The sequence below is a fragment of the Paeniclostridium hominis genome (genome assembly GCF_014306135.1).
GTDB classification, from domain to species: domain Bacteria; phylum Bacillota; class Clostridia; order Peptostreptococcales; family Peptostreptococcaceae; genus Paraclostridium; species Paraclostridium hominis.
The window spans coordinates 879,276-902,476 of record NZ_JACRWD010000001.1 but is presented as its reverse complement, the minus strand read 5'-3'; the positions used below and the strand labels follow the sequence as shown (position 1 = coordinate 902,476).

At 29.1% G+C, this 23,201-nt stretch carries 23 protein-coding genes; 2 read left to right on the top strand and 21 right to left on the bottom strand.

The window, feature by feature from the left end:
* Positions 1-32: 32 nt before the first annotated feature.
* From H8891_RS04290 to H8891_RS04195, 20 genes are all read right to left on the bottom strand, one after another.
* Positions 33-1,406 (bottom strand): GntP family permease, encoded by a 1,374-nt coding sequence (locus H8891_RS04290; protein ID WP_187005334.1) that lies wholly within the window; start codon positions 1,404-1,406, stop codon positions 33-35.
* A 31-nt stretch (positions 1,407-1,437) separates the two neighbouring features.
* Positions 1,438-3,153, bottom strand: coding sequence for a dihydroxy-acid dehydratase (ilvD, locus tag H8891_RS04285; RefSeq protein ID WP_187005333.1), 1,716 nt, complete (start codon positions 3,151-3,153; stop codon positions 1,438-1,440).
* Positions 3,154-3,352: 199 nt separating this feature from the next.
* Positions 3,353-4,048: a FadR/GntR family transcriptional regulator gene (locus tag H8891_RS04280; RefSeq protein WP_187005332.1), complete on the bottom strand. Its 696-nt coding sequence runs from the start codon at positions 4,046-4,048 to the stop codon at positions 3,353-3,355.
* A 417-nt stretch (positions 4,049-4,465) separates the two neighbouring features.
* Positions 4,466-5,773, bottom strand: a complete 1,308-nt coding sequence (locus H8891_RS04275) for a TRAP transporter large permease (protein WP_147544698.1) — start codon at positions 5,771-5,773, stop codon at positions 4,466-4,468.
* Positions 5,774-5,811: 38 nt separating this feature from the next.
* On the bottom strand, positions 5,812-6,321 hold the full coding sequence (locus H8891_RS04270) for a TRAP transporter small permease subunit (RefSeq protein WP_187005331.1): 510 nt from the start codon (positions 6,319-6,321) through the stop codon (positions 5,812-5,814).
* A 22-nt stretch (positions 6,322-6,343) separates the two neighbouring features.
* Positions 6,344-7,351 (bottom strand): TRAP transporter substrate-binding protein, encoded by a 1,008-nt coding sequence (locus H8891_RS04265; protein ID WP_147544700.1) that lies wholly within the window; start codon positions 7,349-7,351, stop codon positions 6,344-6,346.
* 19 nt (positions 7,352-7,370) lie between these two features.
* Positions 7,371-8,771, bottom strand: coding sequence for a glucuronate isomerase (uxaC, locus tag H8891_RS04260; protein ID WP_187005330.1), 1,401 nt, complete (start codon positions 8,769-8,771; stop codon positions 7,371-7,373).
* A 111-nt stretch (positions 8,772-8,882) separates the two neighbouring features.
* A complete protein-coding gene (gene uxuA / locus H8891_RS04255) occupies positions 8,883-9,929 on the bottom strand; it encodes a mannonate dehydratase (RefSeq protein ID WP_187005329.1) in 1,047 nt (348 codons plus the stop codon).
* Between the two features lie 17 nt (positions 9,930-9,946).
* Positions 9,947-10,966, bottom strand: a complete 1,020-nt coding sequence (locus H8891_RS04250; protein WP_187005328.1) for a sugar kinase — start codon at positions 10,964-10,966, stop codon at positions 9,947-9,949.
* On the bottom strand, positions 10,950-11,561 hold the full coding sequence (locus H8891_RS04245) for a bifunctional 4-hydroxy-2-oxoglutarate aldolase/2-dehydro-3-deoxy-phosphogluconate aldolase (protein WP_207723551.1): 612 nt from the start codon (positions 11,559-11,561) through the stop codon (positions 10,950-10,952). The genes H8891_RS04250 and H8891_RS04245 overlap by 17 nt, the downstream gene beginning before the upstream one ends.
* A gap of 10 nt (positions 11,562-11,571) precedes the next feature.
* A complete protein-coding gene (locus H8891_RS04240) occupies positions 11,572-12,423 on the bottom strand; it encodes an SDR family oxidoreductase (RefSeq protein WP_187005327.1) in 852 nt (283 codons plus the stop codon).
* A gap of 172 nt (positions 12,424-12,595) precedes the next feature.
* On the bottom strand, positions 12,596-13,282 hold the full coding sequence (locus H8891_RS04235) for a GntR family transcriptional regulator (protein WP_187005326.1): 687 nt from the start codon (positions 13,280-13,282) through the stop codon (positions 12,596-12,598).
* Between the two features lie 372 nt (positions 13,283-13,654).
* The gene (locus H8891_RS04230) at positions 13,655-14,023 is read right to left on the bottom strand and encodes a hypothetical protein (RefSeq protein ID WP_187005325.1); all 369 of its coding nucleotides are present in this window, start codon (positions 14,021-14,023) and stop codon (positions 13,655-13,657) included.
* Between the two features lie 23 nt (positions 14,024-14,046).
* Entirely contained in the window at positions 14,047-14,676 is a 630-nt protein-coding gene (locus tag H8891_RS04225; protein WP_187005324.1) for an ABC transporter ATP-binding protein, read from the bottom strand.
* An 11-nt stretch (positions 14,677-14,687) separates the two neighbouring features.
* The gene (locus tag H8891_RS04220; protein WP_187005323.1) at positions 14,688-16,031 is read right to left on the bottom strand and encodes an ABC transporter permease; all 1,344 of its coding nucleotides are present in this window, start codon (positions 16,029-16,031) and stop codon (positions 14,688-14,690) included.
* Between the two features lie 172 nt (positions 16,032-16,203).
* A complete protein-coding gene (locus H8891_RS04215; RefSeq protein WP_243207761.1) occupies positions 16,204-17,565 on the bottom strand; it encodes a sensor histidine kinase in 1,362 nt (453 codons plus the stop codon).
* A gap of 86 nt (positions 17,566-17,651) precedes the next feature.
* Positions 17,652-18,320 (bottom strand): response regulator transcription factor, encoded by a 669-nt coding sequence (locus H8891_RS04210; protein ID WP_330604938.1) that lies wholly within the window; start codon positions 18,318-18,320, stop codon positions 17,652-17,654.
* Between the two features lie 77 nt (positions 18,321-18,397).
* Entirely contained in the window at positions 18,398-19,282 is an 885-nt protein-coding gene (locus tag H8891_RS04205) for a 4Fe-4S binding protein (RefSeq protein WP_187005321.1), read from the bottom strand.
* 9 nt (positions 19,283-19,291) lie between these two features.
* Positions 19,292-19,441 carry a CD1871A family CXXC motif-containing protein gene (locus tag H8891_RS04200; protein ID WP_187005320.1) on the bottom strand — a complete coding sequence of 50 codons (150 nt, stop codon included), beginning with the start codon at positions 19,439-19,441 and terminating at the stop codon, positions 19,292-19,294.
* Positions 19,434-20,003 (bottom strand): TlpA family protein disulfide reductase, encoded by a 570-nt coding sequence (locus H8891_RS04195; RefSeq protein ID WP_187005319.1) that lies wholly within the window; start codon positions 20,001-20,003, stop codon positions 19,434-19,436. Before H8891_RS04195 ends, H8891_RS04200 begins: the two co-directional genes overlap by 8 nt.
* A gap of 163 nt (positions 20,004-20,166) precedes the next feature.
* Here H8891_RS04195 and H8891_RS04190 point away from each other — a divergent pair, with 163 nt between their 5' ends.
* Positions 20,167-20,979, top strand: coding sequence for an alpha/beta fold hydrolase (locus H8891_RS04190; RefSeq protein ID WP_187005318.1), 813 nt, complete (start codon positions 20,167-20,169; stop codon positions 20,977-20,979).
* A gap of 140 nt (positions 20,980-21,119) precedes the next feature.
* Here H8891_RS04190 and H8891_RS04185 read toward each other — a convergent pair whose 3' ends face one another.
* The gene (locus tag H8891_RS04185) at positions 21,120-21,356 is read right to left on the bottom strand and encodes a hypothetical protein (protein ID WP_187005317.1); all 237 of its coding nucleotides are present in this window, start codon (positions 21,354-21,356) and stop codon (positions 21,120-21,122) included.
* A 246-nt stretch (positions 21,357-21,602) separates the two neighbouring features.
* Here H8891_RS04185 and H8891_RS04180 point away from each other — a divergent pair, with 246 nt between their 5' ends.
* Positions 21,603-23,201, top strand: a complete 1,599-nt coding sequence (locus H8891_RS04180) for a peptide chain release factor 3 (protein ID WP_187005316.1) — start codon at positions 21,603-21,605, stop codon at positions 23,199-23,201.

Here is a 23,201-nt window from a genome sequence, read left to right as displayed (position 1 = left end):
CCTCCGATTAAACTTATATATTTAAAAACTAATTACATAAGACCTGGTAAAAAGTTTTGGAATAAAGATAGTATAGATATAAATGCAAGTGCTGATAAACCTGCTATAAATCCACCTATTGTCCAACCTCTTATAGTGTCTTGAACTGATATTTTAAAGAATCTACTTATAGCCCAGAATCCCGAATCATTTGGAAGTGATAACCCTATTCCGCCTGCACATATTGCTATTGCACATAATACAGGAGATACAGAACTTGCTGCTATTGTTCCACCTAGTATAGATGCTGTTGTCATAAGTGCAACTGTTGTTGACCCTTGTGCACAACGTATAATTTGTGATATTAAGAAACAAAGCAGTAATATTGGTATACTAAATTGAGATAATGAACCAGCTATATAATCTGCTATTCCTGTTGCCTGTAAAACTTTTCCGAAAGCTCCCCCTGCTCCAGTTATTAGTAATATAAGACCAATTTGGTCAGCTGCGTCATTCATAATATCAGATACACTTTTAGTTATATAAGGTTTTGATATAAGCGCTGCATATATAACACCTATTAGCATTGCAACATTTTTATCTCCCAAGAACTTAAACAAAGGTACTACCGAATTGTCATCCCCCAATACTAAAGGTATAAAACTCCCTAAAAGTATAAGCATTATTGGAACTAATAAGATTGATAAAGACTTCATAAAAGATGGCATAGCTCTAGTTTCTTTTGTCGCTTCTAATTCATCTTCTACTTCTTCTATATCTTCAAAAGTATAGAAATGCCCATTTTTCTTATCTTGCTTATCTAAAAACTTCCCATATAATATTCCACCTGTAAGTGTTGCTACAAAAGCTGTTAAAATTGCATATACAAAGAATATTCCTACATCTACTCCTAAACTTTCTGAAACAACAAGTGGTGCTGGTGTAGGTATTACTAATGAATATGTACAAGTTGTTGCTACTGATATTGCACATGCGAATGTTACCATTGATATATTAGTTTTTCTAGATAACACTCTTAACATAGGCGCAAACATTATATATACTACATCCCCAAATACTGGTATCCCAGTTAAAAATCCTGATATAGCTATTGCTGCTGGACTATTTTTCTCACCAAACTTTTTAAGTATTGCATTAGATATAGTTTCTATTGCTCCACATTCAAACATGAACTTTCCTAACATTACACCTAATCCAGTTACTATACCAATTCCACTTAATGTAGAACCAAATCCACCTGAGATAGTAGAGGCTATATCTCCTATTGGCATTCCAACTAAAATAGATGTTACTAATGATGTTATTAATAATGCTATAAATGCATTAAGTCTAAACTTTATTATTGAAACTAATAATATAGCGATTGCTAATAAAAATACACCTATTAATAATGGTCCCGTTAACATATTTTTCCCCCATTTTATAATTGATTTTTAATTATTTCATATATCCACCTAGCATTGGATCAACTGCATTCTTAGAGTATATACTTAGTATTCCTGATTTGTATTTTTCCTCTTTAGGAACCCAATTTTTTCTACGTTCTTCAAATACTTTTTCAACTTCGTCTAAGCTACATTTTTTACCATTAATTCCTATAACCTGTAATTTTCTACTTTCTATATCAATTTCTATTAAATCATTTTCACAAACTAAAGCTATTGGTCCCCCTACTGCAGCTTCTGGTGATATATGCCCTATTGCAGGCCCTTTAGACGCCCCAGAGAATCTTCCATCTGTTAATAATGCTATACTTGCTGATAATTCTTCATCTGATGATATAGCTTCTGTTGTATAAAACATTTCAGGCATTCCACTTCCCTTTGGTCCTTCATATCTTATGATAACTGCATCACCTGGCTTTATAGCTTTTGTTAATATTGCATTTATAGCTTCTTCTTCACTATCAAATGGTCTAGCTTTTAATATAGCTTTGTGCATTTCTTTTGGAACTGCAGAGTGCTTAACAACAGCTCCTTTCGGTGCTAGATTACCTCCAAGTATAGCTATTGCACCATTGTCACCTATTGGATTTGTATTTTTACGTATTACGTCTTCTCTTTTTAATCCAACTTTACTTAAATACTCATCACACTTTTCATAATACCCATTTGTTTTTAAATCTTCTAAGTTTTCACCTAATGTTTTTCCTGTAACTGTCATAACATCTAAATGTAAATAATCTTTTATTTCTTCCATTATTGCAGGAACTCCGCCAGCATAGTAGAAGTACTCTGCTGGCCATTTTCCAGCAGGTCTGATGTCTAGTAGATACGGTATATTTCTATGTATTTTATCAAATTCATTTGCATCAAGTTCTATTCCAAATTCACGTGCAATTGCTGGTATGTGTAATAATGAATTACTTGAACCTGAAATTGCTGCATGAATCATAATAGCGTTTTCAAAAGATTTATAAGTTACTATATCTCTTGGCTTTAAATTTAACTTAGCTAACTTCACAGCATAACGTCCTGCTTCTTTAGCTACATCCTCTAAATCTTTGCATGTTGCTGGCATTAAAGAACTTCCTGGTAACATTAATCCTAATGCTTCTGCCATAACTTGCATTGTTGAAGCCGTTCCCATAAATGAACATGCACCACATGAAGGACATGCATTATGCTTGTAATATGTTAACTCATCTTCTGTTATTTCTCCCCTTTGATACATAGCGCTATACATTCCTATTTGCTCTAATGTAAGTAAATTAGGCCCAGCTTCCATAACTCCACCAGTAACAACTATTGATGGAATATTTACTCTACCTATTGCCATTAAATGAGACGGAACTCCCTTATCACAGCTTGATATAAATACTCCAGCATCAAAAGGCGTTGCATTTGCATGTATTTCTATTAAAGCTGCTAGTATATCCCTTGATACTAAAGAATAATTTATTCCATCATGGCCTTGTGCTTGACCATCACATATATCAGTTGCATAAAATCGAGAACCTTTTCCCCCAAGTTCATTAACACCTTTAATAGCTTGATTTACAAATATATCAAGGTGCGCACTTCCTGGATGGCTATCTCCAAAAGTACTTTCAATTATTATTTGTGGTTTAGATAAATCATCCACACTCCATCCCATACCTCTTCTTAAAGGATCCATTTCAGGAGCTATTTTTCTAACTTCTTGACTAATCATATCTTACTCTCCTTATTGATTTTTTATAATACGTCAGACGTCTTTCTTTTCTTAATATTAACACGTCTGATGTATTTTTACAATATTTTATCTATTTTTCCATAAAAAACTTTTTCCTAAGCTATTCAAGCAGTTTTAATCGACATATCATTAGATACAAAAACAAAAATACATCCGATTAATCAGATGTATTTTTGTTTTATTTATTTAATTTGTTTTCAGCTACTATCCTGTTTATATTTCTACGGTTGTATGCTAAGTGAAGTAACATAGCATCATGTGCTTCATTTGCATTCTTGTTTTTTATTGCATTTAAAATTTCTCTATGCGTTTCTATTGTTTCATTTTTTAGTTGTGTATTTGTAATGTCTATAAATACTGATATGGATTTATTTATTATTGGAACTAAGTTTGTTGTTACTAAGTTTTTGCTACTTCTAGCTATTGCTGTATGAAATTCTATATCTTTTTCCATATGTGGTATGCCATTTAATATAAGTTCTTCTACTTCATCACATAGTTTTGACATTTCTTCTATATCTTCTTTAGTTGCGTTTATAGCTGCTAAACTTGCTATTTTAGGCTCTATCATAAATCTTATTTCTAGTAAGTCAACCGCTAGTTTTAGTTTGTCTTTTACAAATATTAATCCTAATGGATCATCTGCTACCCCACATCTTATAAATGTTCCCGAACCTCTTTTTATTTCTAGTATATTTCTTGATACTAGTGCTTTTATTGCTTCTCTTATTGTACTTCTACCTACACCTAATTTATCTGCTAGTTCATATTCGTTGGGTAATTTGTCTCCTATTTTTAGGTTGTGGTCTACTATTAACTTTATTATTTTTTCTGAAGTTACTTCGCCTAATGGTTTTGTTATTTCTTCCTTCATGTTTTACTCCTCTTGTTTTTGGATATGTATTTTATTTATAACTTTTTATATTATTTTACAATTATTCTCTTATATAGATTAGCATATGAAGTTATATATGTTCAATATTGTGTAAAAATAAATAATTATAAACTAACTTCATAATAAACTTTAAATACATCCTATCTATTTCATTTTGAACTTCTTACTTACCTAAAGTGTGTACTACTATATATTTTTTTTATAGTAAAATATATATAGATTAATATATTAAGAAATTAGGAGTGAATTTTCATGAAATATACAAGACCAACTTTTCGTCCACCATTTGAATCTGAATCATTATTACTTCAAGTAACAGTTGCTTGTGGTCATAATAAAAGAGATATTAGACTAATTATCCAATATCTCTTTTTTATATTATTAAGTTTTTTTATACTAAATCATTCCCATAAGTTTAGGTATAAATAAACTTATTTCTGGTATAAATGTTACTAATATAAGTACAACCAATATACCTATATAAAATGGTAATAAGTGTTTTATTACTTCTTCTATTTTTGTTTTACCTACTTTACATCCAATAAATAGTGTATTTCCAACTGGCGGTGTTATATTACCTATACATAAGTTAAATATAAGCATTATACCAAATTGGATAGGATCCATTCCAAAGTTTTTAGCTATTGGTAAAAATATTGGTGTAAATATTAATATTGCTGGAGTTAAGTCCATAAATGTACCAACTATTAATAATATTAAATTCATTATTAGTAATATTACAACTGGACTTGAAGATATTCCTAATAATAATTCTGTTATTGCACTTGGAATATTTGTAAATGCCATAACCCAAGACATTATTGATGATACACCTATTAAGAATACTATTATACCTGTCATTTCAACTGTTTCTAATAATATTCTTGGAATATCTTTTACTTTTATAGATTTATAAAAAAAGAATGATAATACGAAAGAATATACAACTGCAACAGCTGCTCCTTCTGTAGCTGTGAATATTCCACCTACTATACCACCTATTATTATAAATATTAAAGCTAAACTAGGAAGTGCCTCTATAAATACTTTCATAGCTTCCTTAAAGCTTATATTATATTTATTTGAATACTTATACTTTTTAGCAAGTATAAATGCTACTATAATTACTGATAATCCCCATAATATACCAGGTATATACCCAGCCATAAACAGTGCTGCTACTGATGTTCCTCCACTTACTAATGAATATATTATAAGTGAGTTACTTGGAGGAATTAAAAGCCCAGTTGGTGCAGAGGCTATATTAACTGCTGCACTATAGTTTTTATCATAACCTTCCTCAGCTTGAAGTGGAGCCATTGTTCCACCGATTGCCGCCGCTGCTGCAACTGAAGAACCACTTACTGCTCCAAATAACATATTTCCTACTACATTTGTATGAGCTAAAGATCCTGGCAATTTACCACTTAATATTTTTGCGAAATTTACTAATTTTAATGCAATACCACCATTATTCATTATTATTCCTGCTAATACGAAAAATGGTATTGCCAATAATGAAAAACTACCTATTCCCGTAAATATTCTTTGTGCCCCAGTTAATACTGCTACATCCCACGATAGTGTAGTGATTATTCCAAATATAGATGCTATACCTATAGTCACAGATATTGGTATTCCTAATAAAAGTAGTATAGGAAACACAATAGCTATAGCTGAACCTGCTTGAAATGCTAATTCCATAATCTTATCTCCCTCGGATTAATTATTATTTTTAATTTCTACATAACATTTACATTCTTTTTATTTGATTGACCGATTTCTTGCTTTAAATCCATTAAGTTTAATATATTGTAAATGATTGTTATCACTCCAGATAATGGAAGTGATAAATATATATATCCCATAGATATTCCTAGTGCTGGTGATATTTGACCCATAGCTAACATACTTATTTGGAATCCTCCTAGCACTAAAACGAATGCCGAAAATATCATTACTAGTAATTCTGTAATTACATTTAATATAATTTTTACCTTAGGACTTTTTGATTCAAGTTTTTGTCTAAAAAACACCATAGTCATGTGATCTTTTTTACCAAATACATAAGCTGAACCTAGTAAAGACATCCATACAAATGAATATATTAGCAAATCTTCCGATACTGTACTTGGATTATTTAAAACATAACGAGTTATTATTTGCCAAGTACCTAAAACTACCATAAATGCTAGTAGTGTAATACATATTACTTCTATTACTTTGTTTAATATATTTCTGAATTTATTCACCTTTGTTCCTCCCTACTAGTATTTATTTACTTTTTGGTGCTTTTGCTTGTATCTTATCGTATACAGCTTTAACTTCTTTGTCTTTTTCAGTCAGTTCTCTGTGAAGTGGTAAAACTTTTTCTTTAAATGGTTCTATATCTGGATAGTAAAATTTTACTCCCATCTTTTTTGATTGTTCTACTGCTTCATTTACTTTATCTTCCCAAGCATCAACTTCAAATTTATTTATTTCATCAACTGCATCTAATATTATATTTCTATGTTCTTCACTTAAATTTTCTAATAGCTTAGCATTCATTATTAATATATCTGGAATCATACCATGTTGGTTATATGAATAATGTTTCGCAACTTCTCCATGCTTATTATTAGTAAGTGCTAATTCATTATTTTCAGCTCCATCTATAACCTTTTGTTGAAGAGCAGTATAAACTTCTCCGAAACTCATTGGTGTAGCAGAACCACCTAATAATTCCATCATTCTTATGTTTGTTTGACTTTGTTGAACTCTTATTTTCTTACCCTTTAAATCTTGTGGCTTCATTATAGGTTTATCTGTTGTATACATATTTCTTGAACCTGCATCAAACCATGTAAGACCAACAAATCCAGATTCTCTAGTTGATTCATATATATCGTTCATTATATTTTCGTCATTCATTACAGAATGGTAGTGTTCTTTACTGTCAAATAAATATGGAAGGTTAAATACACTATATGATTTGTTAAAGCTTTCAAGCAAACTTATACTTCCAACAGCTATATCTATAGCTCCTGTTTGAGTAAGCTCTACTGACTCACGCTGTCCACCTAATAATTCATTTGGGTATACTTGTATATCTATTTCATTATTAGTTTTATCTTCTACAATTTCCTCAAACTTTTTTAGTGCTAGATGTATTGGATGATCCTCACCTTGGTTGTGAGCAACTCTCATAACTCTTGCTTCATTATCTTTACTTGAACTACATCCAACTACTGATAAACTAGTTATAGCCACAAGTAAAAGCGCTTTAATCCTTTTATTCATATTTAAATTCCCCCTAGGATTATTTTGTAAAATATTTTTTAGCATTGTTGTAACATATATCTTCTACTATATTTCCTAATGTTTCTAAATCATATGGATACTCTCCATTTTCAACTAACTCTCCTAAATAATTACAAAGAATCCTTCTGAAATATTCATGTCTTGTAAATGATAAGAAACTTCTTGAATCTGTAAGCATTCCTACAAACTTACTAACTAGACCTAATTGTGAAAGTGCTATAAGCTGTCTTTCCATTCCATCTTTTTGGTCGTTAAACCACCAGCCAGATCCAAATTGAATTTTTCCTGCAACTTGTCCTCCTTGGAAATTTCCTATCATAGTTCCTAATACTTCATTATCTTTTGGATTTAAACAATAAAGGATAGTTTTTGGTAACTTGTGTTCTACATCTAAGCTATCTAATAACCTCGATAACGAGAAAGCGATTTCTCCATCGTCAATACTATCAAATCCTGCATCTACTCCAACAGCATTAAACATTCTAGTATTGTTATTTCTAAGCGCCCCTATATGAAGTTGCATTACCATGTTTCTTTCACTATACATTTTCCCTAATTCTATTAATGTAAATGTTGTGTATTTTTGAGCATCTTCTATACTTATTTTCTCTTTCGCTAAAACTTTAACAAAAATATTTTCGACTTCTTCTTTGCTAGCAGGTTTAAAATAAACTCTTTCTAAACTATGATCTGTTATATTACAGCCATTTTCTACAAAGTAATTTAACCTTTTTTCTAATATTTCTATTAATTTATCATAGTCTTTAATTTCTGTATTTTCTGTTTCCCCTAATAACTTTATATAATCACAGAAATCTTCATTTTGTATTTTTAATGCTTTATCTGGTCTAAATGTAGGTCTTACCTCACACTCAAAACTATCATCACTATTAATTTCTTTGTGGTATCTTAAATCATCAATTGGATCATCTGTAGTTCCTATATAAACTACATTAGACATACGTATTAAGTTTCTTGCAGTTAAATTATTTTTAACTATAGCATTATTACATTTTTCCCAAATATCTTTTGCAGTCTTTGCACTTAAAGTTTCTTCTACATTGAAATATCTTTTAAGTTCTAAATGTGTCCAATGATATATAGGATTTCCTATTAAGTACGGCATCATATTGGCAAATTCATAAAATTTTTCAAAATCACTAGCATCCCCTGTTATATACTTTTCGTCTATCCCAAAACTTCTCATTGCTCTCCACTTATAATGATCATGATATAACCATAATTGAGTTACATTTTCATATTCTTTATCTTGTGCTATTTCAATTGATGGCAAATGACAGTGGTAATCAAATATCGGCATTTTTGAAGCATTATTATGATATAAGATTTTAGCTACTTCATTTGATAATATAAAATCTTGGTCCATAAACTTTTTCATAATTTTCTCCTAAATTAGTATTTTAGTTTTCACTTTTTACTTTTTTATGCTATTTTTATAAGTAGTGTTTTAAAATAAAATTTATTTTAAAACACTACTTAATTATTTTAATTATTTATTTTTATTTATTGCTTCTATTAATCCGTTTATATAAACAGCTCCTAGTGCTCTATCATATAATCCATATCCTGGTCTTCCAGTTTCTCCCCATATCATTCTTCCATGATCTGGTCTGTATGGACCTGTAAATTCATAATCACAGTATGCTTTTACTATTTCATAAAAATCTAGTGACCCTGCCTCAGATAAATGAGCAACTTCGTTGAAACTGCTATCTCCTGTTATTAAAACATTTCTTAAATGAGCAAAGTTTATTCTGTTCTTTTCTTTACCAAAGTAATTTACCATTTTTACTATATCATTAGTTTTAGTGCATCCTAATGATCCTGTACATAAAGTTATACCATTATATTCACTATCATAAAGATTTATAAATCTTTCTAAGTTTTCAAAATTAGTTATTATTCTTGGAAGTCCAAATATTGACCATGGTGGATCATCTGGATGTATAGCCATTTTTACGTTACTTTCTTCAGCTACAGGTATTATTTCTTTTATAAAATACTCCAAGTTTTCCCATAATTTTTCTTCATCTACATCCTTGTATTTATCAAGTAATGCACCTAATCCACCTTCTCCATAAGATGTATCCCATCCTGGAAGTTCTAATTCACCTAATGCTGGGTCCATCTTCTTAACTGTTTCTTCATCATATATTAAGCAAGTTGAACCATCTTCAAGCTCATAGTTTAGATCTGAACGAGTCCAATCAAATACTGGCATAAAGTTATAACATACTGTTTCTATACCTGCTTTTCCTAAGTTTCTTAATGTTTCCTTGTAATTTTCTATGTATCTTTCTCTAGTTGGTAAACCTAATTTTATATCCTCATGAACTGGTACACTTTCTATAACTGAAAGCTTTAATCCATTATCTTCTACAGTCTTTTTTAACTCTAATATTTTTTCTAATGGCCAAACTTCTCCTACTGCTATATCATATATTGCAGTTACTATCCCTTTCATACCAGGTATTTGTCTGATGTACTCTATCTTTACAGGGTCATCTTTTCCATACCATCTAAACGTCATTTCCATATTCTTATTCTCCCCAATTATCTTTTTATATTTTGCAATCCTTTTCCTATCAAGCTTGTTACGCTATCTTTATCTATTATGTTTATATCACCCTTTATAGAGTGCTTTAATGCACTTGCGCAAACTCCAAATTCTATGATATCTTTTTTATCTAAATTATCTAAAATTCCGTGAAGTATACCTGCTGTAAATGCATCTCCTCCACCAACTCTATCTAATATATCGAATTTGTATTCCTTTGAACTATATAAGTTTTCATTATCAAACAAATAACCTTTTAATGAATTATTATTTATTGAATGAACAGTTCTCTTTGTACAAGCTGCATATTTTATATTTGGATATTTTTCAAATAATCTTTTATATAAATTTTTAAGGTTATCTTCAAATTCCAAACCTAAATCTTCATATTTTAATATATTTGTCATATCTAAACTTCCTAAAAAAGCTATATCTACAAAAGGAAGTATTTCTTCTAAAAATCCTTTAGCATCCTCTAAGCTCCAAAGTTTCGCTCTATAATTAGAATCCAAGGATACTAGTATACCAGTATTATGACAATGTTTTGCTATCTCTATAGTTAATTCATATAATTCTTTACTTAACGCTGGTGTTATCCCTGATAAATGAACCATTTTAACATCTTTTAGCATATTCTCTATATCAAACTCATCTTTATTAGCCATAGATATAGCGGAATATTTTCTATCATATATAACTTCAGTGCTTCTAAGTCCATGCCCAATTTCTAAAAAATAAATACCAAGTCTTCCATCACCTTGTAATATATCACTTGTATCTACATTATAACCCCTTAAATCTCTTATAACTTTATCACCTAAAGAGTTATTAGGTAATTTCGTCACAAACTTAGTTTGATGTCCAAAACTTGCTAAACTCGCAACTACATTTGCTTCTCCTCCACCATAAGTTGCATCAAATGAATTAACTTGTATAATCTTTTGATTATTAGGAGGTGTAAGTCTTAGCATTATTTCCCCAAATCCTAAAACCTTTTTATTATTTGCTTTTAACATCTTTTATTTTCTCCACAAATTCTTTAGCTAGTTTTTCTATATCTTCTAAGCTTCCTGCTCCAAATAATGAACTACCTACTCCTACACAAGAAACTCCCATTTCAAACCACTTATCTACATTATCTATACTAACTCCACCTGTTGGCATTATTTCAACGTGAGGTATTGGAGCTTTTATAGCTTTTACATATTTAGGTCCAAATACGTCTCCTGGGAATAATTTTACCATCTGATTTCCATTTTCTATAGCATTCATTATTTCAGTTACTGTCATACATCCTGGTAAATAAAGAGTGTTTAATTCCTTACATACTTTATTAACTTCTTCATTATACCCTGGACTTACAACATATTTTGCTCCAGCTAAAATTGCATCTTTAGCCATTTTTTTATTTAAAACACTTCCAACACCTAATATTAATTTTTCATCACAGCTTAATTCATTTATTAAGTCAACAACATTAGGTATTGAATACGTTAATTCTACTGCTCTTATTCCACCATTTACACAAGCATTTATATATCCTTTAGCTTCATCATGGTCCTTTGCTCTTATTACTGCAACAATTCCCTCATTTTTTATAGTATTTAACATAATCTATCTCCTATACTCCTGAGTAAGCACTAAATGCTCCATCTACTGGTATTACTACACCATTTACAAATCCTGATGCCTCACTACTTACTAAATATAATAATGTTCCTATTAATTCTTCAGCTTCACCATATCTTCCCATTGGTGTACTATTTAATATTTTTTGACTTCTTTCTGTTGGAGTTCCATCTTCATTAAATAATAACTTTTCATTTTGAGCTGTTACAAAGAATCCAGGTGCTATAGCATTTACTCTTATTCCAACTCTTGACATATGTACAGCTAACCATTGAGTAAAATTACTTACTGCAGCCTTTGCTCCTGAGTATGCTGGTATTTTAGTAAGAGGAGTATATGCATTCATTGAAGATATATTTATAATTGTACATCCTTCTCTATTTATCATATCTCTACTAAATTCTTGTGATGGAAGTAATGTTCCTAAGAAATTTAAATTAAATACAAACTCTACCCCTTTTTGATCTAGGTCAAAGAATGATGTTAATTCTTCATTATCTAAATCTTCTTCAAGTAAGTATTCTTTAGTTGTAGTTCCTTTTGGATGGTTTCCACCAGCTCCATTTATTAATATATCACATGGTCCAAATTCTTTTAAAATTATCTCATGTGCTCTTTTTAAACTTTCTTTATCTAAAACATTAGCTTCTATACCTATAGCACATCCACCGTTGTCTACTATTTCTTTAGCTTTAGCTTCACAAGCTTCTTTCCCTAATGCAAGTATAGCTACTTTAGCTCCACATTCAGCTAAAGCATCAACCATAGCCCCACAAAGTATACCTGTACCACCTGTTACTACAGCTACCTTATCTTTTAAGTCAATACTAAATGGTAATTTCATATATTGTACCTCCACTCTTATGATATACTTGTATACTAGCATATCAATTTTACTAATGCAATACCTTTTCCTAAAATTCTACAATAAATTGCAAATATTTCTACAATTCATTATAAATAAAAAGTATATAAAACATACACTTGTAATTTATTGATGTATGTTTTATATACTTTTACTTAAAGAACGCCTTTAGTTCTTCATTTTCATTTATTAATGTTTCCCATTTACTTGCAGGTTCTACTATATGTTTGTTTATGTACGTATCTATCTTATCAAATTCTTTATTTTTAATTATATCTAGCATTTCTTCATGCTGTTTTATTATCTGCATTTTATTGCTTTTCATTTCAGCTAAAAGCCGCATTCTATTGTAGTGAGTACCTATATTCATAATAGCATCCCATATATTTGCTTTATTACATCCTAAGAATATTAACTTGTGAAAATTTTTATCTAAATCATGAAACTCGATTTCTTTTCCTGGTTTATCAACAACTAATTTTTGTGCAAATAAATTCTTTTCTAATTCTATAAATAATTCTTCTGGAAATGTATTACAAGCTTGTATTAAGACTTCTTTTTCTAGTACAGATCTCATAAATATGGCTTCATTTATAAGGTCCATATCTATCAGTGATACATAAGTACCTGCTTGAGGTTTAACTTCAATAAGGTGTTCATTTTTTAATTTCATTAAAATTTCTCTTATTGGTGTTCTAGAAATTTTTAATTTTTCAGATAAATTAGACTCACTTAATAATTCCCCTGGTTTTAAATCTAAATACATAATATTATCTTTTAAAACCCTATAAGCATATTCTTTTGCTATTTCTTTGTGTTTTCTCTCGTAAAGTATCATTTTCCCTCCAATATATTACTTTAATGTATGTTATAAAATTAACATTAATATAATAAAATATTAACATATACATTCTTTTTTATAATATATCTTAATTGGATAAATTTAAAGTATAAAAAAGAATTTATTACATTATTTTTAATATTTTAACTAATTATTAACACCTATAACTCTATGAAAATCATAAGTTTCATATATTATAGCTTTTTAATTATATATGAATTATTTTGAAGAATGGATTAGTGTTAATCTATTATAAATATTAAAAATAAAAAAGGTATTGATTTTTTAATCAATACCTTTTCGTAGATTTCAATGGTTGAGACGATTTTCTTAACTATTATTTATTAGCTTTTCCTTTGTTATTAAATACTATTTACTTTTCAATGTACTGACAAAAGAATCTAAATCTTGCTCAGCTTTTTCCATATCAATATACTTTTCTACCTGATTATCTTCACTATTTGCCTCATACATTTTTAAGTTATCTAGCTTATATATAATATAACCTATCCCCCAAATAGCTATAGTATAAAATACATATGGCATCGATGCATTTATGTAATAAGATATAACACTCATTAACTGTTCACTTATAACTAAACCCTTGTTATTTACAAGTCCCGAAATGTATATATATGAATTATATATACTAAATAATGTGTATATAGCTGTAATAGAAGATATAACATATAATACTACAACTATAAAATTCTTATTTTGTTTACTATATTTTCTCATAATTAATCCTCCTTTTTATAAATTTAAATTTCTACTAAATCCCTATTTTTTAATCTTAGTATCACATCAGCTTCTTTAGCCATTTCTTTGCTATGAGTTACAACAATTACACACTTTCCATGTTCATGTGCACTTGACTTTAATATCTCTACAATTTCACTTGCTGTATCACTATCTAAGTTTCCAGTTGGCTCATCAGCTAGTATTATAGGTGAATTAGCAACTAATGCCCTTGCTATTGCAACACGTTGTTGTTGTCCTCCTGATAACTGTAAAACATTTCTATTTATCTCTTCTTCTTTTAATCCAAGTACCTCTAAATCCATTTTGCTAGCTTTTGGATTTACTATTTTTATATTTTCTAATGGTGTTAAATAATCTATTAAATTATAATTTTGGAAAACTAAAGATACATTATTTTTTCTATGGTATTCATATCCTTTTTCTTTTATATCTGTATTTTCGAATAAAATTTGACCATTTTTAGGTTCATCTAATCCTGCTAATAAGGATAATAATGTACTTTTCCCAGCTCCTGATGTACCTAAAATTGTATAGAACTTACCTTGCTCAAATTCCATATTTATATTTTTTAATACATTTTTTCCATTTTTATATGAATAATCAATTTGATTTAATTTTAAAATAGACATATTCTTCACTCCTAACTCATTTTAGATAATATTTCTTTTGGTTTTAAACGTATTATAGATAATGATGATATAGCTACTGATGCAGTTATAACTGCTGATCCTACAGCCCATACATATACCATTTCTTTAGGAGTTATTTTAACTTCTATATCTTTTGATGTGTGAGTAAGCATCTTAGTGTCAGGGTCATTTCCTAAAGCAAATCCAGCTTCTTGTTTTATACTTTGTACAGTTTCATTTGCTGCCTTTTGCATTAATGAATCCCCAACATTTTGAGCTATTAATTGCCCTGAGAAATATGATAAACTAAATGCTAATACACTAATTATCAATAATTCGCTTATATATTGTGCTATTATCTTAAACTTTGAAACTCCAATAGATAATAATATTCCTGTTTCATGAATTCTTCCTTGAATCCAGAATGTTAATATTAGTGATAATATAACTACACCAATTACTGTACTTCCGATTAACATCATATTTACTATTTTATCCATTGTCTCAAATGACTTAGATAATGCAAGGAATATATCCCCGCTCTTGTCGATTCTTGCACCATTTAAGTTTATAGGTGATTGTTTTACCTTAGATATAACAGAATCTATATTAGTATTTTTATCTGCATAGAAACTTGTTGTATAAAATACATCATCATTATCTGTATATCCATAAAACTCTTGTATAGAATTATTATCAGTTAATAAATAATTTTCTATTAAATCTAAATAAGTCCCTTCTCTTTCTGCTTGTTCTATTACATTATCAAATATACCAACAATTTCAAGTGTCATTTGATCTTGACCTTTTCCTGAAACTGCATGACTATCTCTTCCATGCATTTTATTTATAGTTAATTTATCGCCTATCTTTAAATTATTAAGTTTAGCTAAACTCTTATGTACTAGCACTTTGCCTTTATCTCCAGGCTTTATGTGCCTTCCTTCAACTAATTTAATACTCTTATTAACAAACTTAAGATCTGATTCTGTATCATCATTTCCAGTTGCTATAAAAGTTTTTTCTAATCCTTCATAGTCATATGGTGCTTCTTTAGTTGGCTTTACTTTTTTAAGCCCATCAATATTTCCTCCACCATCTATTGATGCATTATAGTTTTTAATATCTTTAATCTTTAATATCTCTTCTATAGTTTTTCTTGAAATTCTTTGCGAATTTATACTAAAGAAGTTGCTTAACCCTGAGGTAGCATTCTCTTTTGCTATATTTGTAGCTTTTTTTACTGCTATACCACTTAATATAGCTGTAGCTATTGCAAATAATATAAATAGCATTATTAAACTTTTCTTCTTCTTCCTAGTTATATATAACCAAGCTCTCTTTAGTACGTCCATTATTTATCCTCCTTAAATAATATTTCTTTTGTTTATAGCTAAATAATATAATTCCAATGTGAAACAAATATAAAATTAAATAACTAATCATGTGTATTTTATATATTTCTTCTTCTATTTCTAAAAAAAAGAACACTGCTAAGTGTTCTTTAATAGTTTCTATACAATTATATTATTTAAAAGTCATAGTAAATTTCATACCTGTTTCAGTAGCATCAAATGAATATGGTATATCTAATGTATTTAATATCTGTTTAACAATATATAGACCTAATCCATTTCCTCCAGTATTTTTATTTCTATCAAATTCCGCTCTATAAAAAGCTTCAAATATTCGCTCTAAATGTTCTTTTGAGATTGGCTCACATTCATTTTCTATAATCAATGAATTGTTGTTAAAGTATATATTTATATTTTTTCCTGAATCTGTATAGTTTACTGCATTAGAAATAATATTTGATAAAGCTTTCTTTAATAAACTTTCATCTGTATTTATATTTAATGAATTAGAATAATCAATACTCATGTTAATATTCTTATATTTTGCTGTAATTTTATATGGCTCTATAGTTTTCTCTAATACATTTTTTATGTTTATAATTTTATATTCACTATGCTCACTTAAAGTATTTAGCCTTGATGTATCTAGTATCTCTTGAACCATGTTACTTAAATCAACCACTGCATCCTTACATTTAGGTAAATAAACATCATGATTTTTATATTTCCCAATATTAAGCATCATATTTTCTAACATTATATGAATACTCATAAGAGGTGTCTTAAGTTCATGAGAAGCACTTCTTAAAAAGTCTACTTTACTTTGCTCAGATTTACTTACATTTTCAATTTCTTGTTTTAAAGAATGTATAGTATTCCAAAGGGTTTTATATAAACTATTTATATTGGTTGCTAATAATTCTATTTCATCACCTGTATTTATATTACAATAAGCATCTTTATTTAAGTCCTTCATTTCTTTTGTTACTTCACATATTTCTTTTATTGGATCAGTTATTATTTTTACATAAACATATGATGCAAATAGTGAAATAACTAAACTTATCCCTATAGAATAGGGTAATATCATAAATACAATACTTCTAGCTTCTTTAAAAGACTGTAAATCCATTACAATTTTTACGGACCCATTTATATTACCTAATGTATTAAATTTTTTATTAGTAATTATTGAGTTGCCTTTTGCCTTGAAGTAATTAGCATTTTGTTCTATTTTATTAGGTAAATTATTTACTCCTTCTGAGTTTATAACTTTTTCTACTTCAGGAATTATTAAAGGTTTTTCATTAAGTAATTCAGGCTCTATATACACATCAGCTTGCTTAATACCTTCAAATACGGAGGTTTCATCTTTTATAGTTAATGAAATATTAACATTATATCTATTAGCAAAATCTTTTGCTATACTCTTACTAGCATTTTCATCACTGTCTTCTAACTTTTCTATCAATTGCCTACTAATATTCTCTAAGTCTTGTTGCTTTTTATTAATATAAAATGTAGGTAATAGCATATATAGTAAGGTATGAGAGATAATAATTATTATCCCCATTAATATCATTGTAAATAAATAAGTTTTTTGAAATAGCTTTAATTTTTTCATATCTGCTCCTCAAACTTATATCCAATTCCTTTAACTGTTACAATACAGTCTATCAACAACTTCTTACGAAGGTTTTTAATATACACATCTATTACACGATCAGTTGGAGCTTCATCAATATCCCATAAATTGTCTAATATTTGACCCCTAGTTAATACTTGATTTTTATATTTTAATAGTAGCTCCAATAATTTAATTTCCTTTGGCTTTAAATCTACTGATTCTCCTTGCTTTTTTGCTGAAAAACCTAAGAAATCTACCTCTATATCTTTATACACCCATTTGTTTGTATTTTCTACATCTTGACTACGTCTTAATAGTGCCTCTATTCTTTTATGAAGTATTATTACAGAGAAAGGCTTAGTTATATAATCATCCGCCTTTTCATTAAAGCTCATAATTTGAGTATAATCATCGCTCATAGCAGTTAACATAATTACTGGTACATTACTTATTTCCCTGATTTGATTTAAAACACCAAATCCATTTAATTTTGGTAGCATTATGTCTAATACTACTAAGTCAAATTTACTTCCTTTAAATAAATCTATTCCTTCTTGTCCATCTTCGGCTACCATAACTTCATATCCCACCTCAGATAAATATTCACTTATTCCTTCTCTTATATCTCTTTCATCTTCTACAATTAATATCTTTGCATTCACTTTTAATACCCTCATTATTATTTTAATTAATATAGGCAAAACATAATATAGTATATTATAATTGCCATTAGTAAATTTTAAATATTTAACTTCTCCTTTAAACCTTTAGATTGAGAAAAAGTAGTTGTTATTGCATTTTTAGGACATACGTCTATACACTTTCCACACCTTATACATTCTACACTATTTGGTGTCTCATGCACAATTACATTCATATCACATTTTTTATGACATAAATTACATTTAGTACATTTATTGTGGTCTATTTCATATCTATAAATAGAATATTTATTAAATAAACCATATATAGCTCCTAACGGACATATATATTTACAAAATGGTCTGTATATCTTAATCGATAAAATAATAATACTTATTAAAATTAACATTTTCCAAGCAAATAGAGGTCCTATTATACGTCTAAGTGAACTATTCATTGATATAAGTGGTATACCTGCAAGCAGTGTACCAGAAGGACAAATTAATTTACAGAACCATGGCTTCCCATCACCTGAATAGTTAGATATAAATAATGGCAATATAATTACAAATACTACTAATATAATATATTTTAAAAACCTTAGGTACTTATCATTAGGTACTTTTTTTATTTTCTTAATACCTGAAATCTTATATAATAAATCCTGTACTAATCCAAATGGGCATAGCCAACCGCATACAAATCTTCCGATAAATGCACCTATAATCATTAAAAAACCTATTATATAAAACGAAATTTTAAAATCTCTACTTCCCAAAACTGCTTGAAGAGATCCAATCGGACAAGATGCTATTGCACCTGGGCAAGAATAACAATTTAACCCTGGTACACATAGTTTTTTACTATTCCCTTTATATATCTTACCATTCATATATCCTAGTAAGTAACCGTTAGTTAAAGCTGTAAATACAATTTGAAAAATTAGTCTAAAATTAGATTTTATTTTGGTTATTAAATTCATAGCTATCCCCTATCCAATTCCTATGCATTCAAGACATATAATATTAGATTTTTTGGCTACAGTTAAATGTTCATTTCTATGAATACCAAGAAATAATGATAAAGCACCTAAGATTATTAAAGCTATGCCTATTTTATTTTTTCTCATAAATTTACTCATTTATATCAACCTTTTTTAATACGTCTTCTATTCTAGATTTCCATCCTTCATAATCACTAGAACCATCTATTTGATCTACAATATTTCCATCCTTGTCTATAAAAAATGTGGTAGGAAATGCTGCTATGTTTTTAAAAATATCATCTTCTAACATCTTCTTTGACATAGTTATCTGTTGATAACTTGATTTAGATTTACTTAATATTTCCTCTACTACTGATTTTTCTTGTTCAGTTAGTCCTACCCCTGACTCTAACAATAACCCTTTTATTGAAACACCTTTTTTCTCATACTCTTTATTTAATTTGTCTAAAACTGGAATTTCATCTATACAAGGAGTACACCCTGTATTCCATACATTAACTAATGTAAGTTTCTTTTCTGAGAAGATAGAACTATCTACTGTATTCCCATTAATATCTGTAGTTTGCATCTCTTTAAAAATATTACTAGATGAAATATTTTGGTCATTATTTCCTGAATTTGTACACCCAACTATTAAAAATATAGTTATAGCTGATAATAATAGTGTCACACTCTTTTTTAATTTACTTTTATTCATATATTTCCCTCCTAATATTTGTCTTTATAAATAATATAGTGTTTTAATGTAAAACCAATATGAAATTTAATGCTTATCTTTATAAAATAAACAGACAACTCACATACTTATGTCTAGAAGAATAACCTATTAATAAATGATTTTCATTAATGGAGGTGTTTGTATGGGATATTATGTTAAAGTAGAATCAAAGGTAAAAGTTTATGTAGAGGATCTTAATCCAGAGGGCGATAAGACAATCTTATTTCTACACGGGTGGCCTGGGAATCATAATTTATTTGAATATCAGTTTAATTATCTTCCAAAAATGGGATACCGATGTATTGGTATAGACATGAGAGGATTTGGTAAATCAGATAAACCTTATACAGGTTACGACTATGATAGATTATCAGACGATGTTAGATGTGTAGTTAATGCTTTAAATTTACATGATTTCACACTGGCAGGTCATTCGACTGGGGGAGCTATAGCTATTCGATACATGTCTCGCCATAAAGGATACGGAATATCTAAACTTGCTCTTTTTGCAGCAGCAGCTCCTAGCCTTATCAAACGTCCAAATTTCCCATATGGTTTAGAAAAAGAGGATGTAATCAAAATAATTGAGGAAACATACACTGATCGACCTAAAATGCTGAGTGATTTCGGTGATACTTTTTTCTTTCAACATATAACTGAACCATTCTCTGATTGGTTCCTTCAATTAGGCTTTCAGGCGGCTGGTTGGGCAACTGCAGCTATAGCAAATACTTGGATAGAGGAAGTACTGTTTTCTGACTTAGAAACAATAAATGTTCCAACTTTAATTATTCATGGCATTCATGACAAAGTTGTTCCATTTCCACTAGCTAAAATACAAAATCAATATATTAAAAATTCAAAGCTTATGCCATTTGAGTTTAGCGGTCACGCATCTTTCTATGATCAGCGAGAGAAATTTAATGAAGAATTGACCAAATTTATTGAAGAATAAAAAGTTAGAGGCTATATAGCAATCCGACGAAACGTTAAAGCCCGCTATATAACCTCAAACTCCCCCCCAAAGCCAAACTAAACTTTCACATAATAAAGCACTAACTCAAAGCCTAAGCTTTAAAATCAGTGCCCTAAAAATTAATCTACCAACTTCCAATATCCAGTCCTAGGACTTACAAATAACTCAGTCCCATCAAACTCCTTATACTCAACACATCCTCTTTTTAAAATCTTTTGTACTATAAAACTAGACTCAGCCATACCTGAATGTATAATAATTTTTGCTAACTTTCCAAATCTCATTTCTCCATTTTCATCTAATATCTCTATTATCTTAGCCTTAATCTCATCTAACTGCGCTTTAGTATAATCCATAATCTATCTCCTTTAATCTTTTATACATCTATATTAACAAAACACACCTATAAATTAAAGTTTAAAGTACTAATCCAAGACACTTAAGAAATCTATTGCTTGTTTCTATATTGACAGTCTTGCAATAAAGTTATAATATCAATAGGATTGTAGTTTTTTATATTACATAGAAAATTAAGTTCATTTTAAAACTATTAATCAATATAATTTATATAATAATAAAATTAAAATAAAGGATGATAAAAAATGACAGAACAAAATTTAAGTTTGACTGATGAGATTAAAAGAAGAAGAACCTTTGCAATCATTTCCCATCCCGATGCAGGAAAAACTACATTAACTGAAAAGTTTCTATTGTATGGAGGTGCCATTCGTGAAGCAGGTTCGGTTAAATCAAGAAGATCTCAAAAACATGCAGTATCTGACTGGATGGAAATTGAAAAGCAAAGAGGTATATCTGTTGCCTCAAGTGTTCTTCAATTTGAATATAATAACTTTTGTATAAATATTCTTGATACTCCAGGGCATCAAGATTTCAGTGAGGACACTTATAGAACTCTTATGGCAGCAGACAGTGCAGTAATGGTTATTGACTCTGCTAAAGGTGTTGAAGATCAAACTAAGAAATTATTCCAAGTTTGTAAAATGAGAGGAATACCAATTTTCACTTTTATCAATAAAATGGACCGTAAAGGAAAGGATCCTTTTGAACTACTTGAGGATATTGAAAATGTTCTAGGAATTCGCTCTTGCCCAGTAAACTGGCCAATTGGTTCTGGTAAAGAGTTTAAAGGTGTGTTTAACCGTCATAAAAACCAAATTGAAGTATTTGATGATGGTAACCATGGGCAAGATATTGCTAAGTCTATAACTGGAGAGGTATCTGATGAAAAATTTAATACTTTATTAGGTGATGCTCTTCATGAACAACTACTAAATGATATTGAACTTTTAGATATTGCTGGAGATAATTTTGATTTAGATGCAATATTAAATGGTGAATTGACTCCTGTATTCTTTGGAAGTGCCCTTACTAACTTTGGTGTAGAGCCATTTTTAGAATCATTCCTAGAAATAACATCACCACCAAGTCCTCGTAGCAGTAATTTAGGCGATATTGATCCTAACTCTAATAATTTCTCAGGATTTATATTTAAAATTCAAGCTAATATGGATAAAAATCATAGAGATAGAATTGCATTCCTTAGAATTTGCTCTGGTAAATTTGAAAAAGGTATGACAGTAACTCATGTACAAAGAAACAAAAAGGTCAAACTTTCACAACCTCAACAGTTTGTGGCACAAGACCGTGTTATAATAGATTCAGCTTATCCAGGGGACATTATAGGTATACATGACCCAGGAATATTTAATATTGGTGATACATTAAGTGAAAAACAATCAAATTTACAATACACTAATATACCACAATTTGCTCCTGAACACTTTATGAGAGTATCTACAAAAAATGCCCTTAAAAGAAAACAATTCGTAAAAGGTATTACACAATTATCAGAAGAAGGTGCGATTCAGGTTTATAGACAACCTAATGGTGGTATGGAAGAACTTATTATAGGAGTAGTTGGAGTTCTTCAGTTTGAAGTTTTAGAATATCGTCTAAAACAGGAATATAATGTTGATATACTAATGAACCCACTACCTTACCGTTATGTACGTTGGATTGAAAATGATCTTTCTAAATTTGGTAAGCTTTCAATGACAATGGATACATTACTAGTTGAAGATAAAAATAGCAATCCAGTATTGTTATTACAAAACGAATGGTCTATTAGACATCTACTTGAGAGAAATGAAGGTTTAATTTTAAAAGAAACTTCTTTATAA

Excerpts from the sequence above, each read along its gene's own strand:
- H8891_RS04290 (WP_187005334.1), bottom strand. The coding sequence starts at position 1,406 with ATGTTAACGGGACCATTATTAATAGGTGTATTTTTATTAGCAATCGCT.
- ilvD (WP_187005333.1), bottom strand. The coding sequence starts at position 3,153 with ATGATTAGTCAAGAAGTTAGAAAAATAGCTCCTGAAATGGATCCTTTA.
- H8891_RS04280 (WP_187005332.1), bottom strand. The coding sequence starts at position 4,048 with ATGAAGGAAGAAATAACAAAACCATTAGGCGAAGTAACTTCAGAAAAA.
- H8891_RS04275 (WP_147544698.1), bottom strand. The coding sequence starts at position 5,773 with ATGGAATTAGCATTTCAAGCAGGTTCAGCTATAGCTATTGTGTTTCCT.
- H8891_RS04265 (WP_147544700.1), bottom strand. The coding sequence starts at position 7,351 with ATGAATAAAAGGATTAAAGCGCTTTTACTTGTGGCTATAACTAGTTTA.
- uxaC (WP_187005330.1), bottom strand. The coding sequence starts at position 8,771 with ATGAAAAAGTTTATGGACCAAGATTTTATATTATCAAATGAAGTAGCT.
- uxuA (WP_187005329.1), bottom strand. The coding sequence starts at position 9,929 with ATGGAAATGACGTTTAGATGGTATGGAAAAGATGACCCTGTAAAGATA.
- H8891_RS04250 (WP_187005328.1), bottom strand. The coding sequence starts at position 10,966 with ATGTTAAAAGCAAATAATAAAAAGGTTTTAGGATTTGGGGAAATAATG.
- H8891_RS04245 (WP_207723551.1), bottom strand. The coding sequence starts at position 11,561 with ATGTTAAATACTATAAAAAATGAGGGAATTGTTGCAGTAATAAGAGCA.
- H8891_RS04240 (WP_187005327.1), bottom strand. The coding sequence starts at position 12,423 with ATGAAATTACCATTTAGTATTGACTTAAAAGATAAGGTAGCTGTAGTA.
- H8891_RS04235 (WP_187005326.1), bottom strand. The coding sequence starts at position 13,282 with ATGATACTTTACGAGAGAAAACACAAAGAAATAGCAAAAGAATATGCT.
- H8891_RS04230 (WP_187005325.1), bottom strand. The coding sequence starts at position 14,023 with ATGAGAAAATATAGTAAACAAAATAAGAATTTTATAGTTGTAGTATTA.
- H8891_RS04225 (WP_187005324.1), bottom strand. The coding sequence starts at position 14,676 with ATGTCTATTTTAAAATTAAATCAAATTGATTATTCATATAAAAATGGA.
- H8891_RS04220 (WP_187005323.1), bottom strand. The coding sequence starts at position 16,031 with ATGGACGTACTAAAGAGAGCTTGGTTATATATAACTAGGAAGAAGAAG.
- H8891_RS04215 (WP_243207761.1), bottom strand. The coding sequence starts at position 17,565 with ATGCTATTACCTACATTTTATATTAATAAAAAGCAACAAGACTTAGAG.
- H8891_RS04205 (WP_187005321.1), bottom strand. The coding sequence starts at position 19,282 with ATGAATTTAATAACCAAAATAAAATCTAATTTTAGACTAATTTTTCAA.
- H8891_RS04200 (WP_187005320.1), bottom strand. The coding sequence starts at position 19,441 with ATGAGTAAATTTATGAGAAAAAATAAAATAGGCATAGCTTTAATAATC.
- H8891_RS04195 (WP_187005319.1), bottom strand. The coding sequence starts at position 20,003 with ATGAATAAAAGTAAATTAAAAAAGAGTGTGACACTATTATTATCAGCT.
- H8891_RS04190 (WP_187005318.1), top strand. The coding sequence starts at position 20,167 with ATGGGATATTATGTTAAAGTAGAATCAAAGGTAAAAGTTTATGTAGAG.
- H8891_RS04185 (WP_187005317.1), bottom strand. The coding sequence starts at position 21,356 with ATGGATTATACTAAAGCGCAGTTAGATGAGATTAAGGCTAAGATAATA.
- H8891_RS04180 (WP_187005316.1), top strand. The coding sequence starts at position 21,603 with ATGACAGAACAAAATTTAAGTTTGACTGATGAGATTAAAAGAAGAAGA.